At 63.9% G+C, this 22246-nt stretch carries 17 protein-coding genes and 1 tRNA gene; 3 read left to right on the top strand and 15 right to left on the bottom strand.

From position 1 onward, the window contains the following. Window positions 1–92: 92 nt before the first annotated feature. From P273_RS0108230 to lepA, 6 genes are all read right to left on the bottom strand, one after another. Window positions 93–932 (bottom strand): ABC transporter ATP-binding protein, encoded by an 840-nt coding sequence (locus tag P273_RS0108230; RefSeq protein ID WP_024627975.1) that lies wholly within the window; start codon window positions 930–932, stop codon window positions 93–95. Window positions 933–934: 2 nt separating this feature from the next. Continuing rightward, window positions 935–1387, bottom strand: coding sequence for a hypothetical protein (locus tag P273_RS0108225; protein ID WP_024627974.1), 453 nt, complete (start codon window positions 1385–1387; stop codon window positions 935–937). A gap of 45 nt (window positions 1388–1432) precedes the next feature. Then, the gene (locus P273_RS0108220) at window positions 1433–2980 is read right to left on the bottom strand and encodes a glutamate synthase subunit beta (protein WP_024627973.1); all 1548 of its coding nucleotides are present in this window, start codon (window positions 2978–2980) and stop codon (window positions 1433–1435) included. Between the two features lies 1 nt (window position 2981). Continuing rightward, window positions 2982–7556 carry a glutamate synthase large subunit gene (gene gltB, locus P273_RS0108215; protein WP_024627972.1) on the bottom strand — a complete coding sequence of 1525 codons (4575 nt, stop codon included), beginning with the start codon at window positions 7554–7556 and terminating at the stop codon, window positions 2982–2984. A 123-nt stretch (window positions 7557–7679) separates the two neighbouring features. After that, entirely contained in the window at window positions 7680–9020 is a 1341-nt protein-coding gene (gene hemW / locus P273_RS0108210) for a radical SAM family heme chaperone HemW (RefSeq protein WP_024627971.1), read from the bottom strand. A 4-nt stretch (window positions 9021–9024) separates the two neighbouring features. Further along, the gene (gene lepA, locus P273_RS0108205) at window positions 9025–10902 is read right to left on the bottom strand and encodes a translation elongation factor 4 (protein ID WP_024627970.1); all 1878 of its coding nucleotides are present in this window, start codon (window positions 10900–10902) and stop codon (window positions 9025–9027) included. Between the two features lie 145 nt (window positions 10903–11047). Between lepA and rpsT the strand changes: the two genes are divergently transcribed. Continuing rightward, window positions 11048–11308: a 30S ribosomal protein S20 gene (gene rpsT / locus P273_RS0108200; RefSeq protein WP_024627969.1), complete on the top strand. Its 261-nt coding sequence runs from the start codon at window positions 11048–11050 to the stop codon at window positions 11306–11308. 40 nt (window positions 11309–11348) lie between these two features. Here rpsT and P273_RS0108195 read toward each other — a convergent pair whose 3' ends face one another. From P273_RS0108195 to P273_RS0108185, 3 genes are all read right to left on the bottom strand, one after another. Beyond that, entirely contained in the window at window positions 11349–12143 is a 795-nt protein-coding gene (locus P273_RS0108195; protein WP_024627968.1) for a trimeric intracellular cation channel family protein, read from the bottom strand. Window positions 12144–12326: 183 nt separating this feature from the next. Continuing rightward, window positions 12327–13454: a branched-chain amino acid aminotransferase gene (locus P273_RS0108190; RefSeq protein WP_024627967.1), complete on the bottom strand. Its 1128-nt coding sequence runs from the start codon at window positions 13452–13454 to the stop codon at window positions 12327–12329. A 187-nt stretch (window positions 13455–13641) separates the two neighbouring features. Then, window positions 13642–14265: a 50S ribosomal protein L25/general stress protein Ctc gene (locus P273_RS0108185; RefSeq protein WP_024627966.1), complete on the bottom strand. Its 624-nt coding sequence runs from the start codon at window positions 14263–14265 to the stop codon at window positions 13642–13644. A gap of 278 nt (window positions 14266–14543) precedes the next feature. Between P273_RS0108185 and P273_RS0108180 the strand changes: the two genes are divergently transcribed. Beyond that, window positions 14544–16511 (top strand): long-chain fatty acid--CoA ligase, encoded by a 1968-nt coding sequence (locus tag P273_RS0108180; protein WP_229133286.1) that lies wholly within the window; start codon window positions 14544–14546, stop codon window positions 16509–16511. A gap of 6 nt (window positions 16512–16517) precedes the next feature. Here P273_RS0108180 and era read toward each other — a convergent pair whose 3' ends face one another. From era to P273_RS0108150, 6 genes are all read right to left on the bottom strand, one after another. Beyond that, on the bottom strand, window positions 16518–17471 hold the full coding sequence (gene era / locus P273_RS0108175) for a GTPase Era (RefSeq protein ID WP_024627964.1): 954 nt from the start codon (window positions 17469–17471) through the stop codon (window positions 16518–16520). Beyond that, window positions 17468–18880 carry a hemolysin family protein gene (locus P273_RS0108170; protein WP_024627963.1) on the bottom strand — a complete coding sequence of 471 codons (1413 nt, stop codon included), beginning with the start codon at window positions 18878–18880 and terminating at the stop codon, window positions 17468–17470. The genes era and P273_RS0108170 overlap by 4 nt, the downstream gene beginning before the upstream one ends. Beyond that, on the bottom strand, window positions 18873–19427 hold the full coding sequence (gene ybeY / locus P273_RS0108165; RefSeq protein ID WP_024627962.1) for an rRNA maturation RNase YbeY: 555 nt from the start codon (window positions 19425–19427) through the stop codon (window positions 18873–18875). Before ybeY ends, P273_RS0108170 begins: the two co-directional genes overlap by 8 nt. Continuing rightward, the gene (locus P273_RS0108160; RefSeq protein WP_024627961.1) at window positions 19424–20623 is read right to left on the bottom strand and encodes a PhoH family protein; all 1200 of its coding nucleotides are present in this window, start codon (window positions 20621–20623) and stop codon (window positions 19424–19426) included. Before P273_RS0108160 ends, ybeY begins: the two co-directional genes overlap by 4 nt. A 40-nt stretch (window positions 20624–20663) precedes the next feature. After that, window positions 20664–21011, bottom strand: a complete 348-nt coding sequence (locus P273_RS0108155) for a histidine triad nucleotide-binding protein (RefSeq protein ID WP_024627960.1) — start codon at window positions 21009–21011, stop codon at window positions 20664–20666. 89 nt (window positions 21012–21100) lie between these two features. After that, window positions 21101–21901, bottom strand: coding sequence for a 16S rRNA (uracil(1498)-N(3))-methyltransferase (locus P273_RS0108150; protein ID WP_024627959.1), 801 nt, complete (start codon window positions 21899–21901; stop codon window positions 21101–21103). Window positions 21902–22019: 118 nt separating this feature from the next. Between P273_RS0108150 and P273_RS0108145 the strand changes: the two genes are divergently transcribed. Further along, window positions 22020–22108: transfer RNA gene (locus tag P273_RS0108145), tRNA-Leu, on the top strand. Window positions 22109–22246: the final 138 nt, after the last annotated feature.

The following is a 22246-nucleotide window of genomic DNA, read 5'->3' as shown; positions in this document are numbered from 1 at the left end:
CACCACAGTCTATACCCGCGCCTTGGAGAACGAATCTGCTATTCCTTGAGCTGATACGGGCGTGTCAGAACGTGGTCAACAGGCAGTGGCGTTCAGACGGCGAAGGCACCCCAGCGTCCGTCACGGTGGACCACGGTCAGATCCAGACCGAAGAGCTCGCTCAGGCGCGGACCGGTCAGTCCACCCTCCAAGGGGCCCTGGTAGACGATGGTGCCCGGATCCGGGTCACCGGTGTCTGCAGTGTCGGCAGGACGCCGGCCCATCATGGCTATCCGGTTGAAGCCCAGAGGGATTTCCTCAAGTCGGTGGGTGACCAGGATGACCGTGCGGTCCTTGTCTTCACGGCCAATGTCGCTCAAGGCCCTGAGCACCAGCTCCCGGCCGCCCAGGTCCAGCCCGGTGGTCGGCTCGTCCAGGATGAGCAGGTCGGGATTGGCCATCAGCGCCCGGCATATCAGCACACGGCCGCGCTCCCCCTCGGAGAGCCGATACATGCGCTTGCCCTTGAGGTAGGCGATGCCGAACCGGTCCATCAGGGCCAGGGTGGCCTCCTCCTGCTCGGGCGTGAAGGTCTCCCTCCAACGGCCGGTGGTGTCGCTGAAGGCGGTCAGCACCACATCGTAGGGATCCTCCTGAGGGCTGATGGTCTTGGCCAGGCCGGCCGAGGCCAGTCCTATCCGATGCCGGTAGGAGAAGACGTTCACCTTGCCCAGCCGGTTGCCAAGGATTTCCACGCTGCCGGTGCTGGGGAAGCCTCGGGTGCTCATCATGGCCACCAGAGTGGATTTGCCCACGCCGTTGGGCCCGAAGAGGACCCACTTCTGCCCCTGGCCCACTTCAAGGTTGACATCGTCCAGTATGACCCGGCCCTGACGGCGGAATCCCACGTGCTGCATGCGCACGGCCTGCTGTTCTGCCACGCTTTCGCTCATGGTCACAGGGCCGTTCCGTAGGAGTCCAGACGGGGATTGTCCCGATTGCCGCCCACCAGGAAGAGTCCCAGTACGCCCAGGCAGAAGACCGCCGCGATGGCGATGGTGGCCCAGATGGGAACGTGGGGCAGCCACATGCAGACCAGGAAGGCCAGGCCGGAGCAGATGATCAGGGCCCAGACCAGGATTCGCAGCCATTGACGCACGCCGCTGGGAGCCCTCAGCAGACGGGGGTTGCGGTCATTGGGGTCCACGGAGTCCTTCTGCACCAGGTCATCGGTGTGCCCAGTGGGCTTCCACTCGGCGCCCTGGCCAGCCTCCAGCCGACGGGAGCGCTCCTGCAAGGCCCGTTCATCCATCACTCCGGCCCTGCCCTTGGCCGTCATCCTCCGGTCATCATTGCCGCCACGGCGGCTCCGCTTGGCCTGCGCCCTACGTTCAGCGCGGTTGGTCATATCCCACTGCCTCCATCCCTTCGATCGGCACCATACCTTTTCATATTAGCGTGGGCGCCGGTCGGCCGCGGGCAGGGTCATGGGGCGCTCATCGGCTCGGATGGGGGCGGGCAATTCAGTGGCGCCTGTCAGATACCTGTCCACCGCCGCAGCGCAGGAACGGCCCTCGGCCAGTGCCCAGACCACCAGGGACTGACCGCGTCCGGCATCACCGCAGACGAAGATGCCGTCACGTTCGGTGGCATAGTCGGCATCCCGGGCCACGTTGCCGCGTCCGTCCAGCCCTACGCCGGTCTGTCCGGTCAGGGTAGCCGTCTCCGGATGGGCAAAACCAATGCTGATCAGCACCAGGTCGGCAGGCAGAACCCGTTCGGTGTCGGGGTGGGGAATGATTCGGTCCTGATCGTCACGACTGACATCCACCACGCGAACGCCGCGCACCCGTCCCTCATGGTCCCGGTCGAAGCCGGTGGGGGCACTGGTCTGGTCCAGGTTGATTCGGTCATCGGAGCCGTCGCCCAGGTATTCCAGGCTGTCTACCGCGTACTCGTAGTGACCGCCCTCCTCCATGGAAGAGGTGGGATTGTAGAGCCGGGCGTAGGTCGGCCAGGGCCGGTTATCGGGCCTGGACGAGGGCTCTTTGGGCCGGATCTGCAGGACGGTGACCGACTTGGCGCCCTCTCGCAGGGCCGTGCCCAGGCAGTCGGACCCGGTGTCGCCGCCACCGATGATGATGACGTCCTTGCCGGCTGCATCGATGTTGTTGATGGGCTCGCGGCCCATCAATTTACGGGTTGGGTCGGGCAGGAAGTCCATGGCGTAGTGGATGCCCTGCAAATCCCGACCGGGCAGGTCCACCCGCCGGGGTTCGGTGGAACCGATGGCCACCACCAGGGCGTCGTAACGGGCCCGTAGCTGATCCCAGCCCAGGTCTCGGCCGATTTCGACGCCAGTGCGGAATCGGGTCCCCTCGGCCTCCATTTGCTCCAGCCGACGGTCCAGCAGGGACTTCTCCAGCTTGAAGGCGGGGATGCCGTAGCGCAGGAGTCCGCCTATGGCATCGGCACGCTCATAGACCACCACCGTGTGTCCGGCCCGGGTCAGCTGCTGGGCGCAGGCCAGACCTGCGGGACCCGACCCGACCACGGCCACGGTCATGTCGGTAAGCCGCTGCGGCGGTCTGGGCTTGACCAGACCCAGGGACCAGGCCTGGTCGATGATGGTCTGCTCGTCCAGCTTGATGGTGGTGGCCGGCTGATGGATGGAGAGCACACAGGAGGACTCGCAGGGAGCCGGGCAGATCCGTCCGGTGAACTCCGGGAAGTTGTTGGTCAGGCTCAGCCGCTCGTAAGCCTCCTCCCAGCGACCCCGGGACAGCAGGTCGTTGAACTCGGGGATCAGGTTGCCCAGGGGGCAGCCGGTCATGCAGAAGGGGGTGCCGCAGTCCATGCAGCGGGCGGCCTGCTCGGCGGTCCAGGGCCCGGGGCCAGTGGTCTGGTGCACGTCGCGCCAGTCCTTCAGGCGTTCAGCGACCGGGCGCTCGGCGAGCTCGTGCCGGGTGCGTACCTTGAGGAATCCCTTGGGGTCGACCATATCAGTGCGCTCCTTCCATGACCTGGGCGTAGGTGGCGTCCCAGACGCCAGGCGCGTTGAAGTCCACCTGCTCGCGCTCGGCCTCTTCCATGGCCTTCTTCATGGCCAGATAACGACGGGGAACCAGATGGGTGAACCGGGCCAGCGCGCTTGGCCAGTCCTCCAGCAGGTCGGCCGCAGCCTTTGACCCGGTCAGCCGGACATGCTCCGCTATCAGTTCCTTGAGCATGGCCGCCTGGTCCTGGTCAGGCTCCAGGGCCAGCAGGGAGCCATCATTCCAGGCTTCAGGATTGAGCCGTGAGGCATCCATGTCCAGCAGGTAGGCATCCCCTCCCGAGAAGCCGGCACCGAAGTTGCGTCCTGTGGAACCCAGAACGACCACCAGTCCGCCGGTCATGTACTCGCAACCGTGGTCGCCCAGGCCCTCGACCACGAAGCGGCCGCCACCATTGCGTACGGCAAAGCGCTCCCCGGCCCGTCCAGCCACGAACATGTCACCCGAGGTGGCACCAAATCCAGCCACGTTGCCGCAGATGACGGTCTGGTGCGGGTCGAATCGAACGCCTTGGGCGGCGCGGAGGACCAGACGACCTCCGGACAGGCCCTTGCCTGCATAGTCGTTGGCCTCGCCGATCACCTGGATGGTCTCGCCCCTGGGGATGAAGGCTCCCAAGGATTGACCGGCGGAACCTGTCAGCGTGATGTCCACGGTGTTCTGCGGCAGGCCAGCGGCTCCGTATTTGCGGGTAATCCTGTAGCCCAGCATGGTGCCCACGCTCCGGTTGACGTTGCGCACGGTTGTCTTGATGGCCACCGGCCGGCCCTCGTCCAGGGCATCGACAGCCTGATTGATCAGGTCCACATCCAGGGACTTGTCCAGTTCGTGGTCCTGGGCCTGGGTGTGGTGCAATACCGTGCCCGGGGTGGGGCCTGGCTTGCGCAGGATGGCATCCAGGTCGATGCCTTGGCTCTTCCAGGTCTGCACGGAGGGGTCCCGGCGCAGGCACTCCACATGGCCGACCGCCTCCTCCAGGCTGGCGAAGCCTAAAGAGGCCAGAATCTCCCGCACCTGGCGGGCCATGAACATGAAGAAGTTGATCAGATCCTCGGGCCGACCCGTGAAGCGCGAGCGCAGCTCCGGATCCTGGGTGGCTATGCCCTGGGGGCAGGTGTTCTTGTGGCAGGCCCGCATCATGACGCAACCTTCCACCTGCAGCGCTGTGGTGGCGAAGCCGAACTCCTCGGCCCCCAGCAGGGCGGCTATGACCACGTCACGGCCGGTCTTGAGCTCCCCGTCGCACTGGACCACGATCCGTGAGCGCAGGTCGTTCATGACCAGGGTCTGCTGGGTCTCGGCCAGGCCCAGCTCCCAGGGGGTGCCCGCGTGCTTGATGGCATTGAGCGGAGCCGCCCCCGTGCCGCCGTCCTGGCCGGAGATGAGGACCACATCGGCATGGCACTTGGCCACGCCCGCGGCCACGGTTCCGACTCCATGCTCGGAGACCAGCTTGACGTGGATCCTGGCTCGGGGGTTGGCCATCTTCAGATCGTGGATCAGCTGCTTGAGGTCTTCGATGGAGTAGATGTCGTGGTGGGGCGGGGGCGAGATGAGCTCGACCCCGGGGGTGGACCGTCTGACCTGGGCGATCCAGGGCGGGACCTTGGCGCCCGGAAGATGGCCGCCCTCCCCCGGCTTGGCCCCCTGGGCCAGCTTGATCTGCAGGTCGGTGGCCGACACCAGATAGTCGCTGGTCACCCCGAACCGGGCCGAGGCCACCTGCTTGATGCGGCTTGTCCGAGCCGGGTCTGCGATCCGGTCCGGCGACTCGCCGCCCTCGCCGGAGTTGGACCGGGCCCCCAGCCGATTCATGGCCAGGGCCATGGTCTCATGGGCCTCCTGGGAGATGGATCCGTAGCTCATGGCTCCGGTGGAGAAGCGGGTGACGATGGACTCGGCGGACTCCACCTGGTCCAGCGGTATGGGCGCCCTGTCGGAGTGCAGCTCCATAAGGCCGCGCAGGGTCATACCCTGCTTGGCCGCCGCGTTCACATGGTCGGTATAGGCCCTGAAAAGCTCGTAGTCCCCGCGCTTGGTGGACTGCTGGAGCAGGAAGATGGACTCCGGGTCGTTCAGGTGATCCTCGCCGGTGCGCCGCCAGTGGTAGTTGCCGCCTGTCTCCAGGTCATGCCCGGAGCCGGCAGTCCATTCGATGGGGTAGGCCACCCGATGGCGCTGGGCCACCTCGGCGGCGATCTCATCCAGACCTATACCGCCCACCAGGGAGGTGGTGCCGGTGAACCAGCGATCGATGACCTCACGGCTCAGTCCGACGGCCTCGAAGAGCTGGGAGCCACGGTAGGACATGATGGTGCTCACACCCATCTTGCTCATGATTTTCAGGACCCCGGTACTCAGGGCCCGGACCAGGTTGGCGGAGGCCTTTTTCGCATCCACGTGGAGGTCGCCGCTGTTGGCCAGGTTCTCCACGGACTCCAGAGCCAGGTAGGGGTTGACGCAGGCGGCGCCGTAGGCGATCAGCAGGGCCACATGGTGGACCTCGCGCACGTCGCCGGCCTCCACCGCCAAAGAGACCTGGGTGCGGGTGTGCCGACGGAGCAGGTGGTGCTGGACGGCCCCGGTCAGCAGCAGAGAGGGTATGGGCCCCCAGATGTGGTTGGAATCCCGGTCGGAAAGGACAAGGACATTGCAGCCCTCCTCGATGGCCTGATCCACCTCTCTTTCGATGGCTTCCAGACGCTCCTCAAGGGCCTTGCCACCGCCGGCGACCTGGTAGAGGCCGCGGATCAGACGGGGGCGGAAGCGGCCTTCCAGGACCGGCGCCCGATCCAGGCGCTTGATCTGGGCCATTTGGACGGAGTCCACCACAGGCAGGTCGATGTGAATCTTCCAGGCGTGCTCGGGGGTGTCCTCCAAAAGGTTGGGCTCGGGGCCGATGGCCGAGGCGATGCTGGTCACCAGCTCCTCGCGCTCCCAGTCCAGGGGCGGGTTGGTGACCTGGGCGAACTTCTGGGTGAAGTAGTCGAAGAGCATACGGGACCGGCGTGAGAGCACAGCGATGGGCGCATCATTGCCCATGGACCCGATGGGCTCCTTGCCGGTTTCGGCCATGGGCCCCAGCAGCATGGTCAGATCCTCCCGGGTGTAGCCGAAGGCCTGCTGTCTGCGGTGGACCGAGATGCGCGAGTAATTGACATGCTCGCGCTCGGGCAGGTCGTCCAGGCGGACGGTGCGTTCGGCAATCCACTTCCTGTAGGGGTGCAGACTGGCCAACTGGTGCTTGATCTCGCTGTCGGGCACGATCCGGCCCTCTTTGGTGTCGGCCAGGAACATACGTCCCGGCTCCAGCCTGCCCTTGGCGACGATGGATTCCTGGGGCGTATCCTCCAGGACGCCGGCCTCCGAGGCCAGAACCAGGTGACCGTCATCGGTCAGCTGCCAACGGCCCGGGCGCAGGCCATTACGGTCCAGCTGGGCTCCCACCAGGGTCCCGTCGGTGAAGACGATGGCCGCCGGGCCGTCCCAGGGCTCGATCAGGGTGTCGTTGTACTGGTAGAAGGCCTTCAGGTCAGGGTCCATGTCCGGATCCTGCTGCCAGGCAGGAGGCATCATCATGGAGACAGCATGCGGCAGGGACCGGCCGGCCAGGTGGAGCAGCTCCAGGGTCTCGTCGAAGGTGCCCGAGTCTGAGGCTCCTGGGGTGTTGACCGGCAGCAACGGGGCCATGTCGCCCAGCAGCTCCGAGCTCAGCTTTCCCTCGCGGGCCGACATCCAGTTGCGGTTGCCCTGGATGGTGTTGATCTCCCCGTTGTGGGCGATCATCCTGAAGGGCTGGGCCAGGGGCCAGGAGGGGAAGGTGTTGGTGGAGAAGCGGGAGTGGACGATGGCCAGGCGGGCCTTCATGGCCGGATCGCTCAGGTCGGGGAAGAAGCCCTGCAGCTGCTTGGTGGTCAGCATGCCCTTGTAGGTGATGGTCCGGCAGGACAGGGAGGCGAAGTAGACGCCCAGCTCGTGCTCGGCCCGCTTGCGGACCCGGTAGCCCAGCCGCTCCAGCGCCAGTCCCCCGCGGTCATCTGGCTCGGCATCGCACATGATGGGCATGAGGAATCGCGGCATGGAGGCCAGGGCCTGCAGACCCAGTCCGTCCGGGTCGGTGGGCACTGCCCGCCAGGCCAGGACACGCAGACCCTCCTGGCCGGCGATCGATGCTATGGCCTCCTCCTGGCTGGCAGCCTGTGCCGGGTCCCTGTCCAAGAAGGCCATGCCCGCCAGGTAGTGGCCGGCTTCAGGCAGATCCCGGTAGACGCGGGTGCGCATGAACTCGTCGGGCATGGAGAGCATGATGCCGGCGCCATCACCGGTGTTGGGCTCGGCTCCCACGGCCCCTCGGTGGTCCAGGTTGACCAGGACGCGGATGCCCTGCTCGACGATCAGTCTTTCGTCGCGTCGGTTGAGGGTGGCCACCATGCCGAAACCGCAGGCATCGTGTTCCGTATCAGGGTCATAGAGCCCTTGCGGGCCGTGGACGTGCAGATCGAGAGGGGCCGTGAATGACACTGCAATCACCTCATTCGTGGACGGGGGCGGGGCCGGCATGCTCCACCCTTGAAGAGCCTGGTCATTGGTGAATCAACAGAATAATGCATCCAAAGGTGACATCCATGTAACGTTCCGCAGTGTCTAACGAATGCCTACCGCCTCCAGGACCTGATCGATGACCAGATCGTTGAGCAGGCGGCCCCGGCGGGTCACCTGGATTCTGTCACCCACGGGCAGCAGGAGCCCCTGGTCCACCAGATCCTTAAGGATCTTCGGATCGGCAGGACGACCCGCCTGCCTGGTCAGCCGGTCCAGTCCCAGGCCTTCCGGCAGGCGCAGGGCCAGCATGACCGTCTCCTCAAGATCCTGCCTCCATCCCAGAAGCTCGGCATCCTGCCAGGGCACATGTCCGGCATTCATGGCGGCGGCCCAGTCCCTGGGATGGGCGATGTCCCAGGAGCGAATGGCCCGGGCACGCCGCTCCCCCAGGCTAGGCTCCGGCGAAAGCCACCAGCATGCCTTGGAATCGGCCTCTTGAGCTGTTGTTCCTGTGGCCCTGAACCCGGGAGAGACGGAAGGCGTGGGCTCGGACCCCCGGGCCTCTTCCACCGGTGTCATGCCCGGGCCCTGACCCTCCAGAGCACAATAGTGGGAGTGGGCGCCGGGGCCGATGCCGGCCCAGTCCACGTTGTGCCAGTAGCCCAGGTTGTGGCGGCTCTCCTGGCCGGGACGGGCCCAGTTGGAGATCTCGTACCAGTTAAGGCCCGCCTGGGAGAGCATGTCGTCGGCCATCTCGTACTTGGTCGCCTCGTCGTCGTCATCGGGGGCGGGCAACTGGCCCCGGCGCACGGCACGGCCCATCTTGGTGGTGGGCTCCAGGGTCAGCGCATAGGCGGAGACATGGTCCACGCCAAGGTCCAGGGCCGCCTGGAGGCTGGTCCGCCAATCCTCAAGCCGCTCCCCCGGCGTTCCGTAGATCAGGTCCACACTGGCCCTGAGCCCCAAATCTTTAGCGGCGGCCACGTCAGTGGTCACATTGGCCGGAGTATGTGTGCGGTCCAGAGTGGCCAGGACGCTGGGCACCGCTGACTGCATGCCGAAGGAGACCCTGTTGATGCCACCTTGGAGCAGCTGCTCCAGATAGGCCCGATCCACGGTGTCGGGGTTGGCTTCGGTGGTGATCTCGGCCCCGGGGGACAGACCCCAGAGGTCGGCCACGGCCTCCACCATGCGCACCAGATCCTGGGCGGGCAGAATGGTCGGGGTGCCCCCGCCGAAGAAGATGGTGGACACGGGCGGCTCTATCAGCCCTCGGGAGGTCTGCCAGTCGCGGACCATGCGCATCTCCTGGATGGCCAGGTCGGCGTAGTGCTCCCGGCTGGCTCCCCCGCCCAGATCCCGGGCCGTATAGGTGTTGAAGTCGCAGTAGCCGCAGCGGCGCATGCAGAAGGGCACATGGATGTAGACCTGGTAGGATCCCACCCGTTCAGCCCTCCTTCTTGGCGGCGGCACGGATCTTGTCCTTGGTGTCCCGATCCTGGGCCTGGCCGGTGCTCAGGGCGGCGATGAAGGCCTCCTGGGGTACCTCGACATGACCCAGCATCTTCATTCGCTTCTTGCCGGCCTTCTGCTTCTCCAGCAGCTTGCGCTTGCGGGTGATGTCGCCCCCGTAGCACTTGGCCAGCACATCCTTGCGCAGGGCGCTGATGGTCTCCCGGGCGATGATCCGAGACCCTATGGCCGCCTGGATGGGGATCTCGAACTGCTGGCGGGGAATCAGCTTGCGCAGCTTCTTGGTCATCATCACCCCGTAGGCGTAGGCCTTGTCCTTGTGGACGATGGCCGAGAAGGCGTCGATCTTCTCCCCCTGGATGAGGATGTCCACCTTGACCAGGTCGGCGGACTGGGTGCCGTCAGGCTGGTAGTCCAGGCTGGCGTAGCCCTTGGTCCGGCTCTTCAGCTGGTCGAAGAAGTCGAAGACGATCTCGGCCAGAGGCATCTTGTAGTGCATCTCGACACGCTCGGGACTCAGATACTCCATGGTCCCCATCTGCCCGCGATGATCCTGGCAGAGCTCCATGACCGGTCCGATGAACTCCTTGGGGGTGATGATGTCGGCGCTGACCACAGGCTCCAGAATCTGACGGACCTTGCCGTCGGGGAACTCGCTGGGATTGGTCACCGTGTGCTCGCTGCCGTCCTCCATGGTCACCTGATAGGTGACGTTGGGGGCAGTGGCGATCAGATCCATGCCGAACTCCCTGCTCAGGCGCTCGGTGACAATCTCCATGTGCAGCAGACCCAGGAAGCCGCAACGGAAGCCAAAGCCCAGGGCCACCGAGGTCTCCGGCTCATAGACCAGTGCGGCATCGTTGAGCTTGAGCTTGTCCAAGGCGTCACGCAGCTCGGGGAACTGGGCGTTGTCGATGGGAAAGAGCCCGGAATAGACCATGGGCTGGGGATCCTGATAGCCGGGCAGGGGCTCCTTGGCCGGGTTGGCCTCGGTGGTGACCGTGTCGCCCACCTTGGACTGGCTGACGTCCTTGACGCCGGTGATCACGTAGCCGACCTCCCCGGCACCCAGGGCCTTGGTGGGGGTCATGTCCGGACTGATCACACCCAACTCGATGGGGTCATGCACAGTCGCCCGGCCCATCATGCGGATTTTCTGCCGCGCCTTGAGCTCGCCATCCACCATCCTGATGTAGGTGACGATCCCCCGGTAAGAGTCATAGACCGAGTCGAAGATCAGGGCCCGTGCCGGAGCCTTGGGATCCCCCTTGGGGGCCGGCACCTGGTCCACGATGCGGTCCACCAGTTCACGTATCCCCTGGCCGGTCTTGCCTGATACCCGGAGCACCTCGTCCGTGGAGCAGCCGATCAGGTTGGCGATCTCCTCAGCGTGCTTGTCCGGCTCGGCCGAAGGCAGGTCGATCTTATTGAGGACGGGGATGATGGTCAGGTCATCCTCCAGGGCCATATACAGGTTTGAGAGGGTCTGCGCCTCGATGCCCTGGGTGGCATCCACCAGCAGGACTGCGCCCTCGCAGGCCTCCAAGGCCCGGGAGACTTCGTAGGTGAAGTCCACATGGCCTGGGGTGTCGATCATGCCCAAGGTGTATTCGACACCGTCCTTGACCCAGGGAAGGCGAACGGCCTGGGACTTGATGGTGATGCCGCGCTCCTGCTCGATGTCCATCCTGTCCAGGAACCGATCGTGCATCTCGCGCTTGGGCACAATCCCGCTAAGCTGCAGGATCCGGTCGGCCACTGTGGATTTGCCGTGATCGATATGGGCGATGATGCAGAAGTTGCGGATCAGCGATTGGTCGGTGAATCCTGGTTGGTTCTTGGCGTCCTGCACCGGTCTGCTCTCCTCACGTACGTCTGGTCTAACGATTCTAGACGATGCCCTGGGCCGAAGCGCCCGCTCCAGGAGGATTCTTCTCCCGGTCGGGTGCTACTATGGTGGGTTGTCTGTACAGATACATTCATCGTTTGGAGCAACATTGGCAAACATCAAGTCGCAGAAGAAGCGGGTCATCACCAACGAAAAGGCGCACCTGCGCAACAAGGAGGTCAAGAGCGCAATCAAGACCTCAGTGCGTTCCGTGCGCAAGGCCGTGGATGCCGGTGACAAGGAGGCCGCTCAGGCTGCCTTCCAGGTGGCCGCCCGCCGTCTGGACAAGGCCGCCGGCAAGGGTGTGATCCACCGCAACCAGGCCGCCAACCGCAAGTCCGGTCTGGCCAACGCCGTCAACGCCCTCTGAACCGGGTGCCCCACAAGGGCCGGTGACCCAAGCGCTTGGGTCACCGGCCCTTTTTCATATCCGGATTCTCATCGGTATCCTCATCGGTGTGCTTGATGGTGACGCTGATGTCCGAGCGGCCACGCATCAGATGACGGATGGCCCTGGCCAACTGGGCGTCGTTGAGCGACAGCCGGGCTGAACGCCGGTTCATGGCTCCAGGCACCAGGATGTCGAATTTCACCGAGATGATGCGCAGGACGACCACCAGGGCCACAATGGCCAGATCCAGGATCATATCTACGCGGGCCGGATAAAGCCCATGCTGCTGGGCGCGCACAGAGGCCAGGGTCAGCAGGCAACCAACCAAGGAAGGCAGCGCATACCAATGCTGATCCTGAATGACCGCTGGTACCTGATTGAGGAGAATGTCTCGCAGCAGGCCGCCGACCAGGGCCGTAGCCATGCCCATGAAGATGGCCGTCATGCCGCCGGTTCCACACATCAGGGCTTTGGCGGTCCCGTTGACCGCGAAGGATCCCAGGGCCATGGCATCAGTGACCAGCATGGACCAGGTCATCCTGCTGATTTCGGGATGGGCGACAGCCACCACCAGGCCGGAGGCCAGGGTGACGATGACCGAACCCTTGTCGGTGATGCCGCTGGGCGGCACCTGACCCAGCAGGACATCGCGCACCACCCCGCCTCCCAGGGCACTGATCCAGGAGACCAGCAGGATGGCGATGATGTCGTACCCTTTGCGTACGGCAGCCAGACCACCCGAAAGCCCGCAGCTGAAGATACCCAGGTACTCGATGACCATGAAGATCAGGTTCCCCTCCAAGGCCGTCTTCATCCCGCGCTTCTCCTCCCGGAACCGTCCTGCACTCAAGTCCGTCTATAGATTAGCCAACCCCGAAGCTGAACAGGCCGGTGATGTGCGCAAGGCCACAAAAACGAAGGAAGGCGACCCAAGGCGAAATGTCGCCCTGAAGTCGCCTTCCCTGCAAGACCTGTCAGGCAGGAATGAGGTCAGCGCTCAGCAGACCTTCCACATCCAGTCATGCGGATCCTCGATCTCGCCCAGCTGGATGCCCAGGAGCTCGTTACGGAAGTCCATGGTGACCTTGCCTGAGCCACCGTCGGCCACCTGAACGTCGAAGTTCTCGGACTTGAAGCGCCCGATCGGGGTGATGATGGCGGCGGTTCCGCAGGCGAACACCTCGGTGACCTCGCCGGAGCGGATGTCGTCCAGCAGGGTATCCAGGCGGATCATAGTCTCCACCACGTCACGACCGTGGTCCTGGGCCAGGGCGATCAGAGAGTTGCGGGTGACGCCGGGCAGAATGGTTCCGGTCAGGCTGGGGGTCTCCAGGTGTCCGTCCTTGTGGACGGTGAACATGTTCATGCCGCCCAGCTCCTCCAGATAGGTCTTGGTAGCCGCGTCGACGAAGCAGACCTGCTCGCAGCCGTGCTCGACGCCGCGGTTCTCGCCCAGCAGGGAGGCCGCATAGTTGCCGCCGCACTTGGCGAAGCCGGTGCCGCCGGGACCGGTACGGAACCACTTGTCCTCCACCCAGATGCTGACCGGCTTGACGCCGCCGGCGAAGTAGGGTCCCGAGGGCGAGGCGATGACGCAATAGTCCACCGCATGCGGGGCGCGCACGCCCAGGAAAGGCTCGGAGGCGAACATATAGGGGCGCATATAGAGCGTATACTCACGCCGCTTGGGCACCCAGGCCGCGTCACGGCGAACCAGGGCCGCGACCGAACCCAGGAAGTCATTGGGCTCAAGCGGGGGCAGGGCCAGACGCTTGGCTGAATTGTAGAAGCGCTGGGCGTTGGCATCGGGGCGGAAGAGCCAGATGGAGCCGTCGTCGTGGTAGTAGGCCTTGAGTCCCTCGAAGGCCTCCTGGGCGTAGTGGAGGACCGAGGCCCCCGGATCCAGGCTGAGCGGTCCATAGGGCTCAACCCTGCGATCCTTCCAACCGTCATCCGAAGTCCATCCCATGTGGGCCATGTTGTCAGAGAAGAGCTGGCCGAAGGCGGGCTTGTCAATCAGCCGGGCACGCTCCTCGTCAGAGGCGGGATGATCGTTGGGAATGACCTTGAAAGCGTCCGCCAACTCATTGAGTGCCTTCGGGTCGTGATGTGATTGCTCTGCCATTGTCTACCACTTCTTCTTGCTACTGTATTTGGTTGCTCGGGTGTAATGCTTATGGCGATGCCCGGTACCCGAACTATCGCATAGGCAGGCCTTGACCTGTTCAAGACATTTCGCATAGTGACCGTCATAAGCAAAAAGGCCACAGGATCCTGATGATCCCATGGCCTTGCACAACAAACCTCTGGACTCACTCGCTCTGGGCGTCGTCCTCCGGAGCAGCTTCCGCATCGGCCTGTTCGGTCTCCTCGGTGGGGGTCTCCAGGCTCTCCTCCTTGGGGATCTCGACGGAGACGATGGATTCCTCCATATCGTCGATGACCAGCTCGGAGCCCTCGGGCAGCTTGACGTCCTTGGCCAGGATCTTGTCGCCCTCGGACAGGCCCTCCACGCTGATATCGATGCGCTCGGGCAGGTTGGACACGTCGGCACGGACCTGCAGGTTCTGGGTGTCGATCAGGGCCACGGCAGCACCCTTGGTCTCGCCGCTGACGAAGACAGGCACCTCCACGGTGACCTTCTCGCCGGCGCGGACCTCATAGAAGTCGATGTGCTCCACCTGGCGCTTGACCGGGTTGCGTTGCACGTCCTTGACCACGGCGGTCTTGGTCTGTCCGCCGAAGCTGATGGAGAAGAGGGCGTTGGCGCGGCGCAGGGCCAGAGTGGTCTCGCGCATGGGCAGCTTGATGTAGTCGGGCTGGGCACCGCCGGCGTAGATGGTGGCAGGGATCTGCTGGGCCACGCGCATGCGGCGGGCCGCCCCCTTGCCGAATTGGTCGCGGACTTCGCCCTCGAGCTTAATTGTGTTAGCCATGTTGGCTTCCTTCCTTGAGTGGTTCCTCAAGACCGACCTGGGCCGGTCCTGGCGCATCGCCGCGTCGGATTCCGGACCGCCCATAAGGAAAGGCCGCCGATGATCCAGCCGAGTCGATAACGGAGGCCATGAGAGCCTCCCTCGCCAAAGCAACGAGCCTACTTTAGCACCGGGCCCACCCTTCTCCAAGTGGGCGACTATTCTGGACATATCCCGCGATTATTGAAGGAGACAACGTGTCGTTACTAGCATCGGTCAAATCTTTTGTGGCACACCAGGTGGGTCATGGGGAGGGACCGACCGGCGAGGATGCCGCGGATCAATCAGGTGCCGCCCAGGAAGCCCTCGCCCTGCCCAACACGCATTTCTGGTCGGCTGACTACGCCACCACCACGCACATGGATCCGGCCTCGGGACTGCTCTCGGCCACCACCGCCGGCATGGGACCGGTGCCAGACGACATGACCGTCTATGACATCTACGCCGACCGGGCCCGTCGCACCCCCGACCAGCCGGTCCTGCACTTTGTGGAGAACGGCAGCTGGACCTACCGGACCGGCCGCGAGATTCTGCATGACATCAGAACCACCGCCAAGGGCTTCTTGCACTACGGGCTGAAGAAGGGCGATGCCGTGGCCTTCATGTGCAGGACCAGCTATGAGTGGGACATCGTGGATGCCGCGGTCCTGTCCATCGGCGGGGTCATCGCCACCATCTACGACACCGATTCAGCCGAGCAGATTCGATTCATTGTCAACAACTCCGACGCCAAGCTGTTGGTGGTACAGACCGCTGAGATGCGGGCCAAGGCCGAGGGGGCCGACAAGGAATGCCCCACCCTGGAGCGGATCGCCTGCTTGGAATCCGGGGCCCTGCAGGAGCTGCAGGCCTATGGTGAGTCGGTCAGCGACGCCGAACTTGACGAGCGTATCAACTCCATCCGCAAGACCGACCTCTGCTCCATCGTCTACACCTCCGGCTCCACAGCGGCCCCCAAGGGTGTGGAGATGACCCATGAGCATTATTGCCAGCTGGCCAGGAACCTGAACGCTTTCATCCCCAATCTGACCCATGACCCGGATGGATCCATCCTGCTCTTCCTGCCCCAGGCCCACACCTTCGCCCGGGCCATCAGCTATGGGGTCGTCTACGGGACCATGCACGTGTACATCTCCTCCGGACTGGCCACCCTGCTGCCCGACCTGCAGGAGTCCAAGCCCACTGTCATCATCGGCGTGCCCAGGGTCTTCGAGAAGGTCTACAACGCCGCCTCGCAGAAGGCTGGACATGGCATCAAGGGCAGGATCTTCAACGGGGCGGCCCGAGCGGCACGCACCTACATGGAGGACATCTCCCGTAAGGGCTGGCCGACCAAGCGCAGCGCCCTGCGGCGAGCCCTCTATGATCCGCTGGTCTACTCTTCTCTGCGCCAGGTCCTGGGCGGACGGGCCAAGTGGATCGTCTCCGGAGGCGCTCCCCTGGACCCGGAGCTGCTGGGGTTCTTCCGGGGCGCCAATGTTCCGGTCTATGAGGGCTACGGCCTGACCGAGACCACCGCACCCTGCGCCTTCAACCCCCTGGGCACCCCCTACCACCGGGGTTCAGTGGGCATCCCCTTCCCGGGATTCACCATCCGCATCGCCTCGGACGACGAGGTACAGATCAAGGGCGTCTGCGTATTCCACCGCTACCACAAGAACGAAGAGGCCACCCGAGCATCCTTCACCGAGGATGGCTGGTACGCCACCGGCGACCTGGGGCGGCTCTCCCGTGACGGATTCCTCTTCCTGACCGGGCGCAAGAAGGACCTGATCATCACGGCTGGAGGCAAGAACGTCTCCCCCAGGCCCATCGAGGAGGTCATCGAGCGTTCCGAGATCGTCTCCCAGGCCCTGGTTCTGGGCGACAAGCGCCCCTTCATCTCGGCCCTGGTCACCCTGAACGAGTCCGCCCTGCGGCCCTGGCTGGCCTCCAAGGGGCTGGATCGCAACATGTCCCTGCAGGAGGCGGCACAGAACGCCGTGGTCCGGGCAGAGGTCCAGGAATACGTGGACCGGGCCAACGAGGGCGTCTCCCGGGCCGAGTCAGTGCGTAAGTTCATCATCCTGCCCGAGGAGTTCACCCAGGACAACGGACTGATGACACCATCCATGAAGGTGATCCGGCCCAAGGTCATCGAGCGCTACGCCGACCTGCTGAACACCAAGATGTACACGGCCAAGCGCGCCCAGGCACCCCGCCGCTGAGCACGATCAGAACCCCAGGCGCTCCAGCTGCTTGGGGTCGGTCTGCCAGTTGCGGGCCACCTTGACATGCAGATCCAACCGGACCTTGCGGCCCATGATCCGGTTGACGGCGGTGCGCAGCTTCTTTTTCACCCGCACCAGGTGCTCGGCCCCCCGCCCAATGACGATGGGCTTCTGGGAGTCGCGCTCTACATAAATGCCGATGTGAACAGTGTCGCGCCCGCCCTCCGGATCCGGCTCGACAGACTCCACGCGGACGGCCAGGGAGTGGGGTAGCTCGTCGTTAAGCTCCTCCAGGTAGGCTCCGCGAACCAGCTCGGCGATCATGTCCTCGGGACGTTCCTCGGTCAGCTGGTCGTCAGGGTAGAGTTGAGGACCCTCGGGCATGGCATCCATCAACACCTGGGCCACCTCGTCCACGTTGTCAGCCTCTAGGGCGCTGACCGGAACGATCTGGGAGAAGTCGGCAAAGGCGCCAATCTCCAGGAGCTTGTCCACCAGTTGACTCTTGCTCAGCTGGTCAATCTTGGTCACTACGGCAATCAAAGGCTTTCGCCAGGTCCACTTGCCGTCCTTGTCCTTGCGAGCGAAATCGGACCGCAGCCGGCTGAGAATGCGGCGATCGCCGGGGCCAATGGCCTGGTCGGCAGGCAGCAGAAATGCAATGGCATCAACATCGGACAGGGAGGCCTCCACCACGTCGTTGAGACGCTGGCCCAAGAGGGTGCGGGGACGATGGATGCCGGGGGTGTCAACCAGAACCACCTGGGCCTCGGGACGGGTCATGATCCCCCGGATGGCCTTGCGGGTGGTCTCCGGCCGGGAGGAGGCGATGGCGATGGGCCTGCCAACAAGGGCGTTCATAAGGGTGGACTTGCCCACATTGGGTCGGCCCACTACTGCCACGAACCCCGATCGGTGGACCGGCGTCTTGGCATCGCTCTGTTCTTCCTTGGTCATGAATTCTCCTGACTGTCCTGCTCGGGTTGATCCCCGTCGACCTGTTGGTCTTCTTGTTCAGCACCGTCCTCCAGGGCGATGCTGGATCCGTTGGCTGGCTCGACCACGATGGTGGCGATCTTCTTGCGGCGGCCGACCGCTTCGCCTGCGGTCAGCCTGATCCCGCGTGTCACTGCCGATGAGCCTGAGACTGGCACTGAACCCAGCAGCTTGGTCAGCAGGCCATAGACCGTGTCCACGTCGTCCTCGTCGATGGTGATCTCGTAGAGCTCCTCCAGGTCGGCGATGGGCGTGCGGACCGGCAGCTGCCAGGTGTGCGGACCGATCTGCTTGGGCTCGTCATGCTGGACCCGGTCATGCTCGTCCTCCAGTTCGCCCACGATCTGCTCGATGGCATCCTCAATGGTGACCAGGCCGGCGATGCCCCCGTACTCGTCCACGACCACGGCCAGGTGGTGGCGGGAGCGCTGCATGTAGTGGAAGAGGTCGTCCACCGGCTTGGACTCAGGCACCAAAACCGGCCGGCGGATGATGGAGGCGACCGATCTGTCGCCCTTGTGGTTGAAGGCCAGGGCGCGGACCACGTCCTTCAAGTAGACGATGCCAACCAGGTCATCCACGTCGTCCCCGATGGCGGGTATGCGGGAGAAACCCGACCGGGAGAAAAGCTTCAGGGCCGAATCCAGGCTGGCATCCTTGGAGATGCAGATCATGTCGGTGCGAGGGACCATGATCTCGCGCGTCAACGTGGTCGACAGGGTCAGCACGTTCTTCAACATCTCGGAGATCTCAGGATCGAAGGCGCCGGCCTCCACCAGCTGGTCGACCATGGCACGACCCTGCTCGATCTGGATCTTCTCCAGCTCCTCGTCATCGGAAAGATCGCCGCGATGGTTTTTGCGGGAGCGGGCTTCAGCCTGCCGCCGACGTTTGAAGGGCGTCAGGAGAACGGCCAGTCCGACCAGGCGCACGTGCTTGAGCAGTGCCTCCATAGGCTGGCTGGAACGGCCATGCGGACCCAGGGTGACAGAGATGGCGGCCACCAGGACGGCCATGACCAATCCGCACAGCAGCTGCTCCCAGAGGGGCAGACCGCCAAGGGCAGCCATGCAGGCCACCAGGACACCGACCATGATGTCGCAGATGATGCGGAAAAAGGCACAGGCGCTGCCCGTCACCTGCCGCTGGGAGATCAGACTCTGGGCCCGATGAATGCGATCAATCCGCTTCATCCTGGAGAACTGGCTGAGCTCCTGGTCGGTCTGCAGGCCCAGGATCAAATTGTTGAGACTGGATCGGGTCACCCGGTTGAGCGCCCCCTGGGCCTCGGCCAGCGCAAGGGAGAGCACAACCAGAGCAATGGCGGCCAGGATCATGACCACCAAGGCGGCAATGGTCCGCTCACTCATGGGATTTGCCTCTCCGGTGGGCATCACGGCCGTACCGCTCATAGATCTCCAGGGCGTTGGTAGCCCCGGCCGGCAGACCAGCCTCCGCAATGGGCCCCTGCCGCAGGGCCAAGAAGGTCAGCAAGAGTTGTCGCTGCAGACCGAACATCTGCTCCTCCTGCTCCCTGCTGGCGTGGTCATACCCCAGCAGATGCAGGGTACCGTGGATGGCCAGCAGCAGCATCTCCTCCATGGTGGAATGGCCGGCAGCCAGAGCCTGCTGTGCCGCCACCCAAGGACAGATGACGATATCGCCCAGGATGCCCTCCTGCCGATGGTTCTCGTCCCCGGGGCGCAGCTCGTCCATGGGGAAGCTCATGACATCGGTTGGCCCGGCCAGGTTCATCCAGCGCTCGTGCAACACCGCCATGGGCTCGGGATCATTGAAGATGATGGTCATGTCGGACTGGGTGCTCACCCGCATCTGGTCCAGCACCCACACCCCCAGGTCGGAGAAGGTCTTGGCGTCGATCAGCCACTGGGTCTCGTTGGTCACTTCTACGCTCATGCCTGCTCCCGTCCCCGCCTGCGGGCTTGATCCGCACGGTCGTAGGCCCGGACAATCTGCCCGACCAGCCGATTGCGCACCACGTCGGCCGCCTGCAGGTGCACGAAGGCAATATCGTCGATGCCGTGAAGCACTTGTTCGATGGTGGCCAGGCCAGACGCGGGTCCGCCCAGATCCACCTGGGTGACGTCGCCGGTGATGACCATCTTGGTGTTGAAGCCCAGGCGGGTCAGGAACATCTTCATCTGCCTGCGGGTGGTGTTCTGCGCCTCATCCAGGATGACGAAGGCATCGTTCAGAGTGCGTCCGCGCATGTAGGCCAGCGGAGCCACCTCAATGGTCTCATCGGCCAGAAGGCGGTGGAGCCGCGAAGTGCCCAGCATGTCAGCCAGGGCATCGTAGAGGGGACGCAGGTATGGATCGACCTTCTCATTGAGGGTGCCAGGCAGGAAACCCAGGCTCTCCCCCGCCTCCACGGCAGGCCTGGTCAGAATGATGCGCCCGATGCGTCCGGCCCGGAATTCCTGAACAGCCTTGGCCACCGCCAGATAGGTCTTGCCGGTGCCGGCCGGGCCGATGCCGAAGGTGATGATATGCGTTTCCATGGCGGCCACGTAGGCGGACTGGCCAGCGGTCTTGGGCCTGATCGGCCCCTTGGAGGCTTGGGTCAGAGGGCGGCGACGAAGAGCAGTAGGAGCTGCCTGGCGGGGTTGGTCAATGCCTCCCGGGACGTTGTCCCCCTGCGACGCTGTAATGGCTGTCTCATGATAATCGCGGTCTGCAGAAGCATTATCCACAAAAGTACTGCTTGTCGTATTGCGATCCTGAGGTTCGCGGCTTATATAGGTTTGGTCTGCCGTATTGCTACCTGTAATTTTCTGTTCTTCTGGACGAGAGTAATCGGTTGCTTCGGCGGTCCCCAGACGACGGTGATCCAGTATTCGCCCCACCTGATCGGCATCCACAGGGACCTGATCGGCGGTCTGCATGAGTTCGGTCAGTAGGTCCCGGATCTGGGCTGCCTGAACGTCGCCCTGCCGGTCCCGGGCCTGCAGCATGATCTGGTTGCCCCGAACCAGGATGGACACTGCCGGGAAAGCACGCTCGATCCTGTCGATGACTGCATCCTCCGGCCCCAGCACCTGAACCGGGTCGATCCCCTCTGGAATCTCCAGGGTTCGCGTAGTTACCGCCACGAATTCCCTTCCTGCACGATGACGATGGTGGACATGGGCCTCACTCGGGCAGCACCTGTCCGGTCAGGACGTGGGCGTGGACATGGAAGACCGATTGGCCGGCATCCTCCCCAGTGTTGAAGATCAGTCGGTAGGCTCCGTGGAAATCCTGGTCAGCGATCTGCTGAGCCACCTGGACGATGTGGGCCAGAGTGTCAGGGTCGGCCTTTGCCAATTCGGCCACCGACGCGTAGTGGTGACGCGGGACGATCAGGACATGGACGGCTGCCTTGGGGTTGGCATCCTTGAAAGCGTAGACGGTCTCATCCTCATAGACCTTTTCGCTGGGAACCTCCCCTGCCACGATTCTGCAGAAAATGCAGTCCTCCTGCCGATCGTCATCGCTCATGACCACTCCTTATTCTTTGCCGACATTGCTGTTTTTGATCTTTTCGCTGTTTTCCATCTTATTGTCGAGGTTGTATATTGTGGGCGACTTCATGCGCTGGGCTCAGGGACTTCCGACTGCCAACGACCCAACATGTCCGCCAGTAGGGTCAGGGCCACTGGTCCGGCCAGGGCAGCCCGGAGGATGTTGCCCCCCAACCGAACCGCTAAGGCCCCCTCCCTCATCATGGTCTGGACCTCCTGATCGGCAATCCCGCCCTCTGGGCCCACAACCACGGCGATCGACGACCTCCCCGGCAGCTTGTCTACGCGCTTGCGGACCGCATCCCAGCCAAGGTCGGCATCCTGGTGCAGTACCAGGACCAGGCTTCCCTGGTCGGTCGCCTTCCGGCACCAGGCGGCCAGACCACGGCTGTCCACCTTGCCCAGCAGTCGAGGACGGTAGGCCCTCCGGCTCTGCTCGGTGGCCGCGTCCAAGGCGGCATGCCAGTGCCGGTCGTTTCGGCCAGGCCGCCATTTGGCTATGGACCGATCAGCCTGCCAGGGCATGACCTGATCGACCCCTATCTGGGTAGCCATGTCGATGGCCTGCTCGTCCCTGCCGCCCTTGGCCAGGGCTTGAACAAGAATCAATTCATTCTCGGGAGGCGCCTGCCGCCCTACAGCGGTGACCTCCACCAGGCCAGTCGAGGCATCCCTGACCAGGGCGCTGATGCGCAGTCCCTCTCCGTCTGAAAGGTCCAGCTGGTCCCCGTTCTTCAGCCTCATGGAGCCCAGGGCATGACGACGGATGTGCTCGGGCAGGGTCAGGCGCCAGCCAGTGTGGAGCTCATCGCTGGCCAGGGGGGAATCATCGTGGTCGGGATCCAGCAGGAAGAGGGGTACAGTCATGGTGTTAGGCTACAGCCCACAGCCGAAAAGCACCCCCAACGACGACACGCTCCCCCAATCGCCCAGTGCACGATGCCGCCTGAGATGCTATGATTATCTCCGTTGCGATTACGCACCTGTCCGGGTGGCGGAATGGTAGACGCGCTAGCTTGAGGTGCTAGTGCCTATATATATACAGGCGTACGGGTTCAACTCCCGTTCCGGACACTCGATTCCACGTCGTTGGGGCTATTGCGATTCGTATCTTCCCTGCTTTCTACATTTATTGAAATGTGCTATTGCATAGAAGATTCGTAAATCCATGCGTGGCTTGAATCGTTGTTGTGATTAATACAGCTGATCGGT

Origin of the sequence: Bifidobacterium sp. A11, from assembly GCF_000499185.1 — a bacterium.
Taxonomy (GTDB): Bacteria; Actinomycetota; Actinomycetes; order Actinomycetales; family Bifidobacteriaceae; genus Bombiscardovia; species Bombiscardovia mizhiensis.
The sequence above is the reverse complement of the archived record's forward strand: the minus strand, read 5'-3'. Positions and strand labels throughout refer to the sequence as shown.